The sequence below is a fragment of the Oceanihabitans sp. 2_MG-2023 genome (assembly GCF_030547245.1).
Lineage (GTDB): Bacteria > Bacteroidota > Bacteroidia > Flavobacteriales > Flavobacteriaceae > Oceanihabitans.
This window is the reverse complement of the sequence record NZ_JAUOQT010000001.1, coordinates 125570-142078: the sequence shown is the minus strand read 5'-3', so window position 1 is coordinate 142078 and position 16509 is coordinate 125570. Positions and strand designations below refer to the sequence as shown.

The window sequence follows — 16509 nt, the reverse complement described above, 5'->3', positions numbered from 1 at the left end:
TTATACATTCCGCGAAAGCGAAAAACTTTTAGTTCTTATTTTAAGCAACAACCCCTTGACAGCTACTTCCTGCTCCAGCAGTACAGCCATAACAATGTTGAGAAATTACAATATTTCTACCTTCCAGTAGCTCTGTTTTATATTCTGATATATGTTTAGATTTACTGTTGACAGGTAATTCTAGCATTTGGTTAAAATCACAATCAAATAAATAGCCATCCCAACTTACAGACAATGTGTTAGTACACATGACATTTGCAACAGCAGCAGGATTATAAGCTTCCACTAGAGAATACATATAATCTTCATAGTTTTCTGAAGCTATTAAAAAGTCTAAGAATCTTGCAATAGGTAAATTAGTAATCGCAAATAAGTTGTGAAACTGTATACTAAAATCTTCCATCAATGCTTTTTTGAAATCCTTTTCCATAGCAGATTGATCTCCTGGTAAAAAGGCTCCAGAAGGGTTGTATACTAGGTCTAATTTTAAATCGCTTCCTGGCATACCGTAACCAACAGCATTTAGTTCTTGTAATGCTTTTATAGACATGTCGAAAACCCCTTCACCACGTTGTTTATCGGTTTTTCCACGTGTCCAATGTGGCATAGAACTTATCACATGAATGTTATGTTTTTTGAAAAACTGAGGTAAATCGTAATATTTTTTATTTGCACGAATAATAGTTAAATTAGAACGAACAATAAAATCTTTGACACCAATCTTTGAAGCTTCTTCGACAAACCATCTAAAATTAGGGTTCATTTCTGGAGCGCCACCTGTTAAATCTAAAGTATGCGCACCAGTAGTTTTAATAACATCTAAGATTTGTTGCATGGTTTCCTGCGTCATGATTTCTTTTCGGTCTGGACCTGCATCTACATGACAATGCTCACAAACTTGGTTACACATGTAACCGACGTTAATTTGTAAAATTTCTAAAGGTTTCGCTTTTAGCGGAAACTGACTCGTTTCCGAAATTTTGTTTTTAAATGTTGGAAGTTCATCATTTGCAAAAATACCATTAGATAAAATTTCTAATTGTTTATTACTTTTCGCTAAATCACTTCCTAGCTTTTTTAGGGACTTTGTTGCCATTAATCGGGTTCTCGTGTTTGTAATTCTTACGTAAGTAAATCCGTTTGGGTTTTATTTTAACCGTCTAGTTTATTTACTTTATTCATCATTTGTACACCATGCACTAAGGTTGCTCCACTTTTTATCGCAGCACCGACATGAATGGCTTCCATCATTTCTTCTTTAGTAACACCACGTTGTAAACTGTCCTTGGTATATGCGTCAATACAATATGGACATTGTTCGGTGTGTGCTACCGCTAAGGCTATTAATGATTTTTCTCTAGCAGTTAAGGCTCCTTCTTCAAATACTTTACCATAATAGTCAAAAAACTTGTTTCCAAGTTCTTCGTTCCATTCTGTTATTTTTCCAAACTTTCTTAAATCTGCTGGATCATAGTACGTTTTTGCCATATTTATTTTTTTAAAATGTTATAAAAAATGAATATACAGTTTCTGTCGATAAGACACAGAGAACTTAACAAAAAAATAGAATTAATTAAAGTTGGTTTTTAAAAAGGCTTCTGCATTTAAAAATAATACACGATCTATTATTTCTTGTGCAGTGATTTGATTTAAAGAAATTAAATCTTGGGAATGTTCTTTTAGGTAATTGTTCGCTCTTTCTACTAAATATGGCTCTATGTCTTTTACGTTTTCGCTAGTCCATAGTCCTTTAATTGGGTTTACAATACCATCAAAATCGGATCCTATTGCAACGGTTTCCCAGCAAAATAGATTGTTTTTGTTTAATATTTCTGCGCAGTGTTGTATTTGATTCCAGATAAGTATGGACTTGTTTTCAAGACGTCTTTTTTTCTTTGGCATATAAATTCTGGAGCTTTTAATGGCTTTTTTACTTGCTATTCTTCTTTCGTCTAGTTGTAAGCCAAAAATACCTTTAGATTTTGCAATACGTAGTATTTCCGAGTCATAAAAATTAATATCAATATCACTAAATTGGTTACTTAAACCGAAATCTTTTTTGTTCCATTCTTCAATAGATCGTTTCCCGTTTACTGCGCCATGACTTACTACGATTGGGATATTTTGGTTTGCGTATTTTGTTTCTAGTAGCTTATAGTATGTTTTTCTAGCAGCTGTACTCATGTGTTTAACATCTATGAGAATGCGTTTGTTGTTAGTGTTGTCTAAAAGTTTATCTATTACTTTATAACCAAGTTCGGTTATGTCTGTGTTTAGCCCTCTGTTTTGGTTGTCTTTGATTGCTCCAATATTTATGCTTCTAGCATGACCACAAATTTCGTTATAAAAATGATGTGCTAAAGTTACAAAAAGCGGTTTGTGTGCCCATCTTTTTACTGTGTCAATATTGTTTAAAACTGTTTGCTCATCTGCTGAGTTTTCTTTTAGAAGTAATCCGGTTTCAAATGCATGTGCACCTTCAATACTTGGTATAAGGCTAATTATTTTTCTAGTTTCTGAAGATTTTTCTATGTTTTTTTCTACTTCAGAAAAACTACTAGTCATTTTATAAGTGTAGGTGATATTATCTATTTCTTGTGCAAAATTATGAAGCTGTAGGTAGTATTCGTATTCAAAATTTAAATCTTGAAAATAACTTTTATGGCTTCTAATATTATCAATTCTAGAATGGCTAACTCCAGCTGCAAGATTTGTTAGTATATCCGAAATAAACTTAAAGCCTAGCATCCTGTCTTTTAAGAAATGTTTTTCAAAAGGATATAAAGAAATCACAACAATTAGACAATTGGCTTTTGCTAAGGCTGTTAGATCGGTTTGTGTAAATTTAGTTAAGGTTAGTATTTTATTTACTTGACGTTCTAAGAAGTTTGGAGGACTATAGTGCCAAATAGAGTTTTTTCTACCAGCGTTTAAATGGTTTTGTTTGGTAGGATTGTATTTGTAACTCTTGCCATAAGGCTTTAAAGCTGGGTGACAATGTAAATCTATATATGCCCTTTTCATGTGTTTGTGTTTATGCTGTTAACGATTTAATATTCTTAGTAGGATAGGTTTTTAGCATGCTTGTTTCATAATATGGGAATAATGATAATTAAAAGATATAAATTTTTAATTTAGCAATAAATATATTTTTCTATGGATTATTTTGTAATCGCTTCAGTATTAGTGCTTATATCTGCTATTTTTGGCTATATAAATGTACGATTTTTAAAAATGCCAAACACTATTGGTTTAATGTTAATTACTATTGTGTTTACACTTGCGGTATTTGCATTAAGTTATTTTGACGACACTTTGCTAAATGCCGAGCGATTTATAATAAAACAAATAGATTTTAAAGCAGTTTTATTAGATGTAATGTTAAGTTTCTTACTTTTTGCAGGAGCTTTGCATACTAATTTTGAACAGCTTAAAGTACAACGATGGCCGGTTTTAGCATTTGCTACATTTGGTGTTTTAATTTCTACATTTTTAGTTGGTTTAATAATGTTTTATGCATTACCTATTGTAGGATTGCATGTAGATTTTATTTACTGTTTGTTATTTGGTTCTTTAATTTCACCAACAGATCCTATTGCTGTTTTAGGTATTTTAAAAAAAGCTGGTGCACCCAAGAAACTAGAAACGAAAATTGTTGGAGAGTCTTTATTTAATGATGGTGTAGGTGTAGTAATATTTTTAACCATTTTTAAGATAGCAGACTTAGGTATAGATAATGTTAGTGCTTTAGAAGTGGTAGAGTTGTTTGGTTTAGAAGTTATTGGAGGTATTGTTTTAGGATTAATTTTAGGGTGGATTACGTATCGATTAATGAAGTCAATTGACGATTATGATATTGAAGTAATTATAACTCTTGCGGCAGTTATGGCTGGAACTGTGTTAGCACAAAAATTGCATATTTCTGCGCCTTTAGCAATGGTTACCGCTGGTTTAGTTGTTGGTAATGATACGGTTAGAGATTCGGCAATGTCTGAAACTACGGAGACCTATGTAGATAAATTTTGGGAGTTAATAGATATACTGCTAAATACTGTTTTGTTTGTTTTAATAGGTATGGAAATGCTTGTTTTAACTTTTGAAATGGAGTATTTATTAGCCGGTTTAATAGCGATTCCTTTAGTGTTATTATGCAGATATATTTCGTTATTACTACCAATAAAATTCTTTGAAAAAAAATTAGACTTCGTGCCAAAAACCAATTTAATTATGACTTGGGGAGGTCTGCGTGGAGGAATATCTATTGCTTTAGCTCTAGGGCTTACACAAGCTATGGAGCGTGATTTGTTTTTGGTAATTACGTATGTGGTAGTTGTTTTTTCAATTCTTGTACAAGGAATGACTGTAGGAAAGCTGGTTAAAAAAGTAGAAGTAAAATAAATGTATGCAAAACTGGATTACTCTTTTAGCAGAATTTAAACAAAAGCAAATTCCCGTTGCGCTAGTAACTATAACCAAATGCTTAGGGTCTACTCCTTGTATAGTTGGTTCCAGGATGCTAGTTACCAATAACAAACAAATTCATGGTACTATTGGTGGCGGAAAGTTAGAATTTAAAGCTATAGACGAAGCAATAGTTGCTTTAAAAGAAAATAGAATCATTGCATCCACCTACACTTTAGGGCCCGAATTTGAACAATGTTGTGGCGGAAAAGTAGAATTTATTATAGAACCTATGCATCAATCTCCAGAATTATTTTTATTTGGCGCAGGACATATTGGAATGGAAATTTGCAAGCTTTTAATAGATACACCTTTTAAAGTACATCTTATAGATTCTCGTGACAATTGGTTTGCTAATTTAGATTTAGAGGAAAGTATAACTACACATCAAACCACGGAAACCGATTTTAAAACTTTTAAAGAAGCTGTAAAGTGGGGTAAAAACAGCTATGTTTTGGTGCTTACACACAATCATGCGATTGATTTTGATATTATTGCAATGGCATTGCAAAATGAAACCAAATTTTTAGGTTTAATAGGTAGTAAAACCAAAAAAGTACGCTTTAATAATATGCTTATTAAAGAAATGGATATACCAGAAGGAATGAAAAATGTAGTGTGTCCAATAGGTTTAGATATAGGTGGAGATACACCAAAAGAAATTGCAATAAGCGTTGTTGCGCAACTATTACAAGTACATTATAAATAATTGTTTGCGTTATTCCGTTTTTAGCTAAGTTTCTCATTTATATGAAAAATAACAAATCCATTCTAGATAAATTAACAGCACTTTGGGCTTTAAACGAGTCTGGATTAGGTGGGTTTTTGCATGTTTTTAATTCGCCATTTACGGGTTTAATTGTAGGAGGAATAGCTATTTTATTGATAAGTTTACTAGCGTTTTATGCCGAAAATAAATGGCAAGCCATTTTAAAAGCTCTAGTAATTGTTTTAATTATAAAAATGGCAGTGAGTCCGTATTCGCCATTTACAGCATACATTTCTGTAAGTTTTCAAGCTGTTTTTGGAGCCTTTTTATTTTCTAATTTTTCCTGGAAAGGGGTAACTTTAGTTGTTTTAGGAATGGTAACCTTCTTGCAATCTGCACTTCAAAAATTATTAAAACTCACCATTATTTATGGTACAGATTTTTGGGAAGCCATTAATATCTATGGTATTTGGATTCAGGAAAAAATCAATTTTATAACAGAAACAACAACAACCTCATTGCTAATTAGTATCTATCTTTTGGTGTATGGTGTTGGCGGATTGTTAGCTGGATTGTTTATTAAAAGTATGATTGGTATTATTTCCGCTAAAAAAGAAATGCCATTTTATTTAGCGTCTACAGCTTTAACTTCCGAAGAAAAAAAATCGAAAAGAAGGATAAAGGCGAAAGTTATTTGGATTTGGTGCATCACTATTGTTATTATTGTATTTGCATTTACATCATTTGGAGGTGCTTTATTTGGATGGCAAAAAGCAATATATATTATTGCTAGAAGTTTCTTGTTTTTAATGCTTTGGTATTTGGTTTTAGGGCCTTTTGTTTTAAAATTAATTCGGAAATATCTTACAAAAAAAGAATCTAAATATCAAGAAGATATTACTAATGCAATGGATTTGTTTCCGTATTTCCGACAAATAATTTCCATAACATGGAAAGAGACAAGTCATCTTAAAGGTTATACGCGATTCCAGTATTTTATTGCCAATAGTATTTCTAATTGTATTCATTTTAAAATTGCTTCGGAATGATATTTATTCTAACAGGTGAAATTAGAACCGGAAAAACAACAGCGTTGCTAGATTGGATAAGTAATAGAAGCGATGTGGATGGATTGTTATGTCCAGATGGTGAAGGTGGAAAGCGCTATTTTTTTAAAATTAAAGCTAACGAAACGTTTAAATTGGAAGCGGAAGCAGAAGTGGAAACGGAAAATGTAATTAAAATTGGTAGTTATATTTTTTTAAAAAGTGCTTTTGTAAAAGCAAATGATTATTTGATTTCTGTTGCTTCAAAAACAAAATGTAAATATGTAATTATAGATGAATTAGGAAAACTAGAATTAAAAAACGAAGGCTTGCATCGTTCTTCGGAAGCCTTAATTTCTTCATTCAAAAACAATACAACACAACATCTAATTCTTGTAATTCGTGATTATTTATTAGAGGATATTTTGAGACATTATAATATTTCTGAATATTCGCTTTGGAAAACGGAGGACTTAAAATAATGGTAAGATTTTGTCATCCCTCAGTTAATGCATCATCCATTTCTTAACTAAAAAGCGTCTCACTCAACGCATAATAAATTGCCATAATTGCAGAGAAAATAGCACTTCCTAAGAATCGCCATTTTAGTTTAAATCGGTTTTGAATAATATAATTTGCAATAAATGAAATAGGAATATTCACTAAAAATGACCAAAAGGCAATTACAACTAAGTTAAAGCCAATCGCTTCAAATTGTCCTGAAAATAATTTGATAAATAACAAATGTCTAGCAATCCATAAGGGATTAAAATAGGCTATAGCTAAAACCGTTTTGGTTAACGTGGCTTTAATTCCTTTTAAAAATTGCGTCTTTTTTACAATCCAATCAAAATAATTCGGGATTTCAAAAGCGTAAAATGTGGCGCCAATAAACATCATTCCCAATAGTCGAAACCAAGAAAATTCACCTAATAAAAGTGCAGCAATAGAATCGCCAGCACTATAAATTAGAGCGCCTTTAAGGATGTTTTGTTTTTTGTAGTGCAGTGCGATAAGGCTTTATTATTTTTGGTATAGACCAGTTAAAACCTTTTCGGGTGTCATTGGTGCATGAAACTTTACATCATAATTAGGGTTAAACGCTTTAATGGCATTTTGAAGTGCAAAATAAGCGCCAATACCATACATTAAAGGAGGCTCGCCAACAGCTTTCGATTTTAAAATAGCCATATCATTTCCTTCCGTTTCTACAGGGATTACTTCCACTGTTTTAGGTACAGAAAAAATATCTGGAACTTTATAGGTGGATAATGCATTAGATAGTAATCTCCCGTCTTTATTATAGGCAATTTCTTCTAATGTCATCCATCCAATGCCTTGAATTAAAGCACCTTCTACTTGCCCTAGGTCAATGCCTTCACTCATGCTTTTTCCATAATCGTGTACAATCTTTACGCTGTCAAATTCATAAGTGCCACGCGTACAATCTATGGTTGTTGTGGTGATTGCTGTTCCGTAAACATGATAGGCAAAAGGATGTCCTTTTTCTTTGGTTTTATCAAAGTGAATTTCTGGTGTTGCATAGTGTGCATTTTCGGTTAAAGCAACACGTTGTAACATGGCTTTACTGATGAGTTGTGTCCAAGTTAAATTAGACTTTTCACCATCAACATAAACTGTTTCCTCTTTTAAAGTGATGCTTTTTTCTGAAGTATGTAATGCTTCTGAAGCTACCGTTTTTAAACGTTCTAAAAGGGAATTACAAGCCATTAACGTTGCTTTTCCGTTTAAATCTGCTGTTGAACTTGCAGCAGAAGGAGAAGTGTTTGCAACTCTGGTTGTATTGGTTGTTTCTATCTTTATTTTATCAATAGGAATGGAAAAAATAGCAGCAGCAATTTGCATCATTTTGGTGTTTACACCTTGCCCCATTTCTACAGCAGCTGTGCTAATACCAATACTTCCATCTAAATAAATATGCACCAATGCACGTGCATGATTCATAGGTGTATTGGTAAACGAAATACCAAAGGTAATTGGCATAAAGGAAATCCCTTTTTTGAAAGCCATATTGTTTTTATTGAAATCTGCAACCTCTTGTTCTAAAACATCAATATTGAATATGTTTTTAGCAGTATGCCATGTGTTTTTAGCTTCTACTTTTTTAGCAATTTGTCCATAGGAAAAAGTGTCGTTTTCATTAAGCAAATTGGCTTCCTGAATCTCTCTTGGCTGCACACCAATTTCATTTGCTGCTTTTGCAATAGCAGACTCAATAACAAACATACCTTGTGGTCCTCCAAAACCACGAAACGCTGTGTTTGGTGGTAAATTGGTTTTACAACTTAATACTTTAGTGGTTACGTTTGGCACGTAATAACTATTGGTTGCGTGAAATAAGGTACGCTCAGCAATGGCAGGAGATAAATCTGCAGCAGCTCCAGAATTTTGTAAAAACTCGGTTTGGTACGCTAGGATTTTTAAGTCTTTTGAGAGTCCGATTTTATAAGTGCTTTCATATGGATGACGTTTTCCAGTCATACGTAAATCGTCATGGCGATTAAGAATTAATTTTACCGACTGATTTAAATGATACGTTGCCAAAGCAGCCATAACTGCCCAAGGTGTTGCTTGGTCTTCTTTACCACCAAAACCACCACCAAGGCGCGTAACATCGACTTCTATTTTATGCATTGCTACACCTAAAACTTGTGCTACTGTTTTTTGTACAGCTGTTGGTCCTTGTGTAGAGGAAGTGATTTTAATATTTCCATTTTCTAAAGGCTCTGCATAAGCACCTTGCGCTTCAATATATAAATGTTCTTGTCCGTTGGAAAAGGTTTCGCCTTCAAAAATATAATCACAATTTTTAAATGCTTTTTCGGTATCTCCTAAACTAAAAGATCGTGGTGCGTTTATAAAACTACCTTTCGCTTTTGCTTCTTTTGCAGTTGTGATTACTGGTAAATCTTCAATATTTATTTCGATTAAATCTCTTGCTTTTCGTGCAATAAACTCAGATTCAGCAACAATTAATGCGATTGGCATACCCCAAAAATGCACTTCATCTTCAGCAAACAAAGGTTCGTCTGCAATAATACCACCAATTTCATTTTTTCCAGGAACATCTTTGTAGGTGAAAATACGTTCTACACCTTGTAAAGCTTCCGCTTTTGTATAATCGATACTTTTTATTTTTCCGTGTGCTTTTGGTGCATCAAAAACCACAGCGTGAAATGTGCCTTGTCTAATATTTACATCGTCAACATACAGGGATTCTCCACGTACATGTGTATAAGAATCTAAGTTTTTAATACTTTTTTTTAGCGCAATAGAAACCGCATCTAGTTTGGTGTCTAGTTCAATATTTGTTTTGTTTTTATGCATGCTGAAGAAAGTCTTTTAAAGTGAATTGCTTCGGGAATAAGGTTGTAAAATGTGCGAAAAATAATTGTCTAGCTAGCAAGCGTTTATAATCGTTTGTGCCACGAACATCGCTAATTGGGCTAATTTCCTTTTGAAGGATGTTGTTCGCTTCAATTATAGCTTCTGTAGTCAATGGTTTCCCTATTAAAAAGGCGGAGGTTTCGTGCAAATATTTTGGAATTGCAGCAACACCACCAATAGAAATATGCGCTTCAGAAATGGTTTTATTTTCTATTGAAAGGTGTATAGCAGTATTTACACTAGCAATATCTAAATGGGTTCTTTTACACACTTTTTCGAAGTTGAAAAAGGAATGTTTTGATGGCAATTTGAAGCGGATATTTTTTAATAATTCTCCTTCTTTTAAATCGAATGTTTTATACCCTTGATAAAAGTTTTTAAGTGCAATTGTTCTTTCTTTTTCTTCTGAATTTAATATCGTAATATCACTATTAAGCGCCAAAAAGAATATAGTCATGTCTCCAATTGGAGAAGCGTTTACTAAGTTTCCGCCTAAGGAAGCCATATTTCTAATTTGTTCAGAAGAAACAAGTTTTAGATGCTTTTTTAAGTTTGGGAAAAAGCTGTTAATTTCTGGGTGATTCCATAGGTCTGAAACGGTTGCATTAGTTCCAATGGTGCAAACACCATTTACAATAGTAATTCCTTTTAAATAATCTTTTTCCGCTATTAAATGCACTTCATTATCTGCTAAATGATCGGCTTGTTGCACGTATAAATCGGTTCCGCCAGAAATATATTTTCCTTTAGGTTGGTTTAAATCTTTAGCTTCCATGTCTTTTAAGCGTTTTGGAATAGTTTCAAAATAGGCAGGAATAAAATCATTTTTAATTAACCAATCAAAAGAATTGTTTTCTTGAGTTTTTAGTTTGTCAACGATTTGCTGTGTTGCTTTTTCAATAGACTTATATCCTGTGCATCTACAAATATTTCCGCTTACAGCGTCTATCGCATTTTTATAATTTTTTTCAGAATTTGACAATGCAAAACCAGTAAGTGAAACTACAAAGCCAGGAGTGCAAAAGCCGCATTGTGTCGCGTAATTAGCTTTCATAGCTTCTTGAGCTGTGGTTAATTTGTCTTGTAGATTAGTACCTTCAACGGTAACTATGTGTTTGCCATGTGCATTTCCTAAAGGAGAAATGCAGGAGGTTATACTTTGGTATTCTATCGTGTTATTCGTTCGTGTGCCAACTAAAAGGGTACATGCACCACAATCGCCTTCGCGACAGCCAATTTTGGTTCCAGTAAGGCGTTTTTCATAGCGAACAAAATCCAATAAAGTCATTCCAGAATGTTCTGAAGTACTTATGGTTTTGTTGTTTAGGATGAAGGTAATCATGTTTGTTAATTTCTAAAGTTGTTCGTTATAGGTAATTTAAAAATCTATAAATAATATCACTTCAAGTGAAATTCCTTTTTTTGGAGTTTAGAATCGAGAGGCTTTTTTGTACATGAAAAGTTCGCGATCCATTACACGCATACTCGAAATACTCGAAATGACAATTTTATTAAATTAGTATTCCGTTTTATCTACTTTCTTTGTCCATTCTTGAAAAGGCTCTAAAGCAATCTCGCGCGCTAATTGCTCAAAAGGAATGCTTCTTTCCGCATACGGTAATGGTATTTCTTTGTAAATAAATTCGTCATCAAAACCAATATTTGCAGCGTCTACTTGATTGCTTCCGTAGTAAACCTTATCTGGTCTTGCCCAATAAATGGCGCCTAAACACATTGGGCACGGTTCGCAAGAGGTGTAAATTTCGCAACCATCTAATTGAAAAGAATCTAAGTTTTTACAAGCATCTCTAATGGCTGTAACTTCTGCATGTGCAGTGGGGTCATTAGTAGAGGTTACTTTATTATTTCCTCTACCTATAATTTTTCCGTCTTTTACTATCACGCAACCAAATGGGCCACCTTCGTTGTTGTTCATTCCTTTTAAGGCAGCGTTTACAGCTTCCTTCATGAATTTATCTTTATTCATTTTGTATCTCAATATTTTTATATAATTCTAATAAGCTAATATACAATTTTAAATAGTGAGTTTAATAGGGTAGTTTATTTACTAGATACTATTCCTTTCGTCTAAATAATAAGATATTATTAGTTTTTTTAAACTAAAAAAAATACCTTAATGGCATTGTTTTATATGCTGTTTTAATGTCGTTTAGTAAATAAAGAGAAGTGTAAAAGAGTATAAAGTGAGATACATTTAATTTATGAATAATTCTAGTTCCAATTTATTTGAAGAATTAAGTACTAAATATGGGTTTTCTAATACTTATGTAGAGTCTATTAATGAAGGATTGATTATTTTCAATACTAGCGGGGAAATACTAATTGCTAATAAGGCTATTTGTACTATTACAGGTTATAAAAAGGAATCGCTTATTGGATTAAAATCTTCCTTTCCATTTTGGCCATCAAAGGAGTTAGAGAAGTATAAAACATGCATTAAAAAAAATAAAACAGGAGATTTTAAGTCTGTCTATATGCGTAAAAATGGAGAGCATTTTCCTGTTACAATTTTTTTTGCAAGTATAAAAGATGATAGGGGTCAAGAGATAGCTCAAATAGTAATTATTCAAGATCATTCTGAACTTGAAAATGATATTTCTCCTGAAAAATATAATGAGGAGATTTTTACGGTATTAAATTATAGAAGTAAATACTTAAAACTTCTATCTGAACAGCGTATTGTTTCTACATTTGAAAATTCTATAAATAATATATCTGACGGCTTTATTTCTTTAGATAAAAGCTTATGCTATACGTTTGTAAACAAAAAAGCTGGAGAGATTTTAGGAAGAATACCTAGTGATTTAATTGGAAAATATATTTGGGAGGAGTTTCCAGAAAGCGAAAATCTTCCATTTTACCTAGCTTACAATAAGGCGATGAAAACCCAAGAAACTCAGGTTTTTCAGGGTTATTATGAGCCTTTAGATATGTGGTTTGAAAGTAGAATTTATCCTTCTTCAAATGGTTTAACTATTTATTTTACCGATATAACGGAAAAGAAAAAGGTGGATGCTAAAAACCAACTACTGCTTTCATTAACAGAAACTAGTGATGATTTTATTGGTTTGGCTACTTTAGGTGGAAAACCAATTTATTTAAATGCTAAAGGTAGAAATTTGGTTGGTTTAGGTATAGATGAAAACATGCCAGATTCCATTTCTGATTTTTTCCCAAAATACTATCATAAAACAATAGAGAAAGAACATTTAACAAGTATTTTTAAAACAAGTAAATGGAAAGGGGAAACAGAGTTTAAAAATTTTTCGACAGGAGCATTAATTCCTATAGAAATGTCTGGTTTTTTAATTCGAGATAAGGAAACAACAGAGCCAATTGCACTTGGTATTGTAGCTAAAGATAAAACAGATAAAAAAAAGACAGAACAAAAATTAATAAATAGCGAATTGTTGTTTAGAGGTTTAACTTCTAATGCCCCAGTGGGGATTTTTAAAACCGAAAAAGATGGCTCTTGTAATTTTGTTAACGAACAATGGATAGAGTATTCTGGAATCCCTTTTAAAGAAGCTATGGGTTTTGGTTGGTCTAATGCAATACATCCTAAAGATAAAAATAGAGTGCTTAAAGCATGGGAAGCATTTGTTTTTACAGAAAAAAAATACGATATAGATTTAAGGTTTTTTAATAAAAAGAAAAATAAAACAACTTGGCTTCGAGTAAAGTCTGAAAAATTATACGATGCTAATCATGTTTTGTATGGTTATATAGGTATATGTATAGATATTACAGATCGAAAAAAAGCAGAAAAACAATTAATAGAAAGCGAACAACTATTTAAAAAGTTAAGCTCTGAGGCACCAGCAGGAATTTTTCAAACAGATATTAATGGTTCTTGTAACTATGTAAACGATAGATGGTCTAAGTATGCAGGACTATCTTTTGATGAAGCTATGGGTTTTGGTTGGGCAGCAAGCATTCATCCAGAGGATAAAGATCGAATAATGAAAGAGTGGCAAGCATATGTTTTGTCTAAAAATATAGAGTTAGAAACCCAATTTAGATTTCTTCATAAAAATAAAAAAATTACCTGGGTGGCAGTGAAAACGGTAGGAACTTTCGATGCTAACAATAATTTAAATGGCTATATAGGTATGGCTATTGATGTCACCGATAAAAAAAATACCGAAGAAAAATTAATAAATAGCGAATTACTTTTTAGACGCTTATCCTCTAATGCTCCAGTTGCAATTTTTCAAACAGATAAAGAAGGTGTTTGTAATTTTGTAAATGAGGAATGGGTGAAGTATTCTGGGCTCACTTTTGAGGAATCCTTAGGTTTTCGCTGGTCAAGTGCTATTCATATAGAAGATAGAGATAGAGTGTTAAATGAATGGAAGCAAGCAGTTGCTAGCCAGACTGAATTAATTTCAGACTTTAGGCTTTTAGATAAAAAAGGAAAAACAAAATGGGTTACAGCGAAATCTGTTGGATTATTTGATGTTAATAATGAATTGTATGGTTATATAGGCACGCTTATCGATGTTACAGAAAGAAAAGAAGCTGAGGAAAAATTAATTAGAAGCGAAATAATGTTTAGAGGTTTAACTTCTAATGCGCCAGTTGCTATTGTTAGAACAACAAAAGATGGAGAATGCAGTTTTGTTAATGAAGAATTCATGAAATATACTGGGTTGTCTTTTGAAGAGTCTATGGGGCTTGACTGGATTAAAGCTCTGCATTCAAAAGATAAAGATAGAGTATTAAGAGAATGGGTAGAGGCTGTTAATGATAATAAAGATTTTATTTCAGAATTCCGATTTGTAAACAAAAAAGGCAAGGTTACCTGGGTTTCTGTTAAGGTTATCGGGTTGTTTGATGAAAAGAATAAACTGAACGGTTACGCAGGCACATGTATAGATGTCACAGAGCGTAAGAGTTCAGAAGAAAAAATTAAAGAAAGCCAACAATATTTTGAAAATATCATTAATAATATTGGGGATCCAGTTTTTGTAAAAGATGACCAAAGTAAAATAATATTGGTTAATGACGCACTGTGTGCTATGTTTAATAAAACAAGAGTAGATATTATAGGTCAAATATCTGCTATTAATGTATCTATAGATAAAAAGGAAAAATTTTTAAGTAAAGATAAAGAAGTGCTTTTAACGGGTGTAGAAAATGTTACAGAGGAGACCCTTAACTTAAATAAAAATGATTTACGGACAATTTCTACTAAAAAAACTAGATTTATTGATAGCAATAAGAATAAGTTTATAATTGGTGTGATAAGAGATCTCACTAAAGAAAAGAAAGCAGAAGAAGAAAAAAGAAAAGCACATCAACGACTTGCTACTCATTTAAATAATTCACCATTAGCAATAATTGAATGGGATAAAGATTTTATCGTTACCAATTGGTCTATACAAGCACAAAACATTTTTGGTTGGAAAGAACATGAAGCCCTTGGTAAGCATTTTAAAGATTTGGACTTGGTGTATCATGAAGATCTTGAGCCAATTACAAGTATTGCAAATTCATTGATGAATGCAGAAGTGAAAACGAATAGAAGTATTAATCGTAATAATACCAAAGCAAAAGAAATGATTTATTGCGAATGGTATAGTTCGGTTTTATTATCTGAAGATGGACAAGTAGAAACTATTTTTTCATTAGTGCAAGATGTAACAGAGCGTATTCAGTACGATGAAAAAATAAAAGAAAGTGAAGAGAAGTTTTCTAAAGTATTTCAAGCAAATGTTATTGGTTTCTCTATTGTAAATAATAAAGATGTTAGGATTGAGGTTAATGAAACCATGGCTAAAATATTTGAAACGACAAGAGAAAACTTAATAGGTAAAACATTCGAAGAAGCTAAAGTAACTGTTTTAGATTCGGCGTATTATGAGCAAAAACAAAAAATAAAAGACAAATTTAAAAAAGACGGTTATTTAAATAACGAAAACATTAGTAGAACTTTAGTAAGTGGAAATAAAATAAATCTTTTAGTTTCTGTAGAGGCTATTGAAATAGCAGGAGAACCTCATGCTCTAATTGCAGTAGTAGATGTTACCGAAAAGAAAAAAGTGGAGTTAGAGTTAGAAAAACACAGAAATAACCTCGAGGCGTTAGTGAAAGTAAGAACCTCGGAACTGGAGAATGAAAAAATAAAAGCTCAGTCTGCAGATTTAATGAAATCCGCTTTCTTAGCGACCATGTCACATGAGTTAAGAACACCTATGAATTCCATTATAGGTTTTACAGGTATATTATTAAAAGAACTAGCAGGACCTTTAAATGAGGAGCAAAAAAAGCAACTATCTATGGTTAAAAATAGTGGTTCGCATTTATTAGGATTAATTAATGATGTGCTAGATATTTCTAAAATAGAAGCAGGTAAATTAAAAGTGTCTTTTTATGCCTTTAATTATTTAACAACCTTAGAAAAAACAATAGATTTTTTAATGCCACAAGCAACCAATAAAGGGCTTGAAATTAGAACGCAAATTTCTAATCTAGATATTATAATAGAAAGTGACGAAAGGCGGGTGGAACAAATATTACTAAACCTATTGTCTAATGCGATTAAATTCTCTTCACAAGGAATAATTAATATTAAAGTAAATATTAAGGATAAAATATTAATTACTCAAGTAATAGACCAAGGAATAGGGGTTGGTGAAAAAGACATAGGTAAATTATTTGAACCCTTTATTCAGCTAGAAAGTGGGCTTAGTAGAAAACATGAAGGTACGGGTTTAGGGCTTGCTATTTGTAAAAGTTTAATAGAAAAACTAGGCGGTACCATTCAAGTAATAAGTGAATTAGGTAAAGGGAGTAATTTTACATTTAAACTACCGTTAGAGTATCCCAACAAAATATAATACTAAATAAAAATATGTTATA

12 protein-coding genes are annotated in these 16509 nt (G+C 32.2%); 5 read left to right on the top strand and 7 right to left on the bottom strand.

All coding sequences use genetic code 11. The features are described from left to right. Positions 1-40: 40 nt before the first annotated feature. From arsS to Q4512_RS00565, 3 genes are all read right to left on the bottom strand, one after another. Positions 41-1096 (bottom strand): arsenosugar biosynthesis radical SAM (seleno)protein ArsS, encoded by a 1056-nt coding sequence (arsS, locus tag Q4512_RS00575; RefSeq protein WP_303420507.1) that lies wholly within the window; start codon positions 1094-1096, stop codon positions 41-43. A gap of 56 nt (positions 1097-1152) precedes the next feature. Then, positions 1153-1488 (bottom strand): arsenosugar biosynthesis-associated peroxidase-like protein, encoded by a 336-nt coding sequence (locus Q4512_RS00570; RefSeq protein WP_303420506.1) that lies wholly within the window; start codon positions 1486-1488, stop codon positions 1153-1155. An 81-nt stretch (positions 1489-1569) separates the two neighbouring features. After that, a complete protein-coding gene (locus Q4512_RS00565; protein WP_303420504.1) occupies positions 1570-3024 on the bottom strand; it encodes a membrane dipeptidase in 1455 nt (484 codons plus the stop codon). 132 nt (positions 3025-3156) lie between these two features. On the opposite strand from Q4512_RS00565, the gene Q4512_RS00560 reads away from it, so the two are divergent. The 4 genes from Q4512_RS00560 to Q4512_RS00545 are packed head-to-tail and all read left to right on the top strand — an operon-like array spanning position 3157 to position 6698. After that, positions 3157-4398 (top strand): sodium:proton antiporter, encoded by a 1242-nt coding sequence (locus Q4512_RS00560; RefSeq protein WP_303420502.1) that lies wholly within the window; start codon positions 3157-3159, stop codon positions 4396-4398. A gap of 4 nt (positions 4399-4402) precedes the next feature. Continuing rightward, entirely contained in the window at positions 4403-5170 is a 768-nt protein-coding gene (gene xdhC / locus Q4512_RS00555) for a xanthine dehydrogenase accessory protein XdhC (RefSeq protein WP_303420500.1), read from the top strand. Positions 5171-5211: 41 nt separating this feature from the next. Continuing rightward, positions 5212-6219 carry a hypothetical protein gene (locus Q4512_RS00550; protein ID WP_303420498.1) on the top strand — a complete coding sequence of 336 codons (1008 nt, stop codon included), beginning with the start codon at positions 5212-5214 and terminating at the stop codon, positions 6217-6219. Further along, the gene (locus tag Q4512_RS00545; RefSeq protein ID WP_303420496.1) at positions 6216-6698 is read left to right on the top strand and encodes a nucleoside-triphosphatase; all 483 of its coding nucleotides are present in this window, start codon (positions 6216-6218) and stop codon (positions 6696-6698) included. The genes Q4512_RS00550 and Q4512_RS00545 overlap by 4 nt, the downstream gene beginning before the upstream one ends. Positions 6699-6741: 43 nt before the next feature. Here the strand turns inward: Q4512_RS00545 and Q4512_RS00540 are convergent, their stop codons facing one another. The 4 genes from Q4512_RS00540 to Q4512_RS00525 form a co-directional block, all read right to left on the bottom strand. Continuing rightward, a complete protein-coding gene (locus Q4512_RS00540; protein WP_303420495.1) occupies positions 6742-7116 on the bottom strand; it encodes a hypothetical protein in 375 nt (124 codons plus the stop codon). A 123-nt stretch (positions 7117-7239) separates the two neighbouring features. Then, positions 7240-9564, bottom strand: coding sequence for a xanthine dehydrogenase molybdopterin binding subunit (locus Q4512_RS00535; RefSeq protein WP_303420493.1), 2325 nt, complete (start codon positions 9562-9564; stop codon positions 7240-7242). After that, complete coding sequence (locus tag Q4512_RS00530) at positions 9557-10966, bottom strand: FAD binding domain-containing protein (protein ID WP_303420491.1); 1410 nt, start codon at positions 10964-10966, stop codon at positions 9557-9559. The genes Q4512_RS00535 and Q4512_RS00530 overlap by 8 nt, the downstream gene beginning before the upstream one ends. A 174-nt stretch (positions 10967-11140) precedes the next feature. Next, positions 11141-11611, bottom strand: coding sequence for a nucleoside deaminase (locus Q4512_RS00525; RefSeq protein ID WP_303420489.1), 471 nt, complete (start codon positions 11609-11611; stop codon positions 11141-11143). A gap of 235 nt (positions 11612-11846) precedes the next feature. Between Q4512_RS00525 and Q4512_RS00520 the strand changes: the two genes are divergently transcribed. Further along, positions 11847-16487, top strand: coding sequence for a PAS domain S-box protein (locus Q4512_RS00520; RefSeq protein WP_303420487.1), 4641 nt, complete (start codon positions 11847-11849; stop codon positions 16485-16487). The last annotated feature ends 22 nt before the right edge of the window (positions 16488-16509 follow it).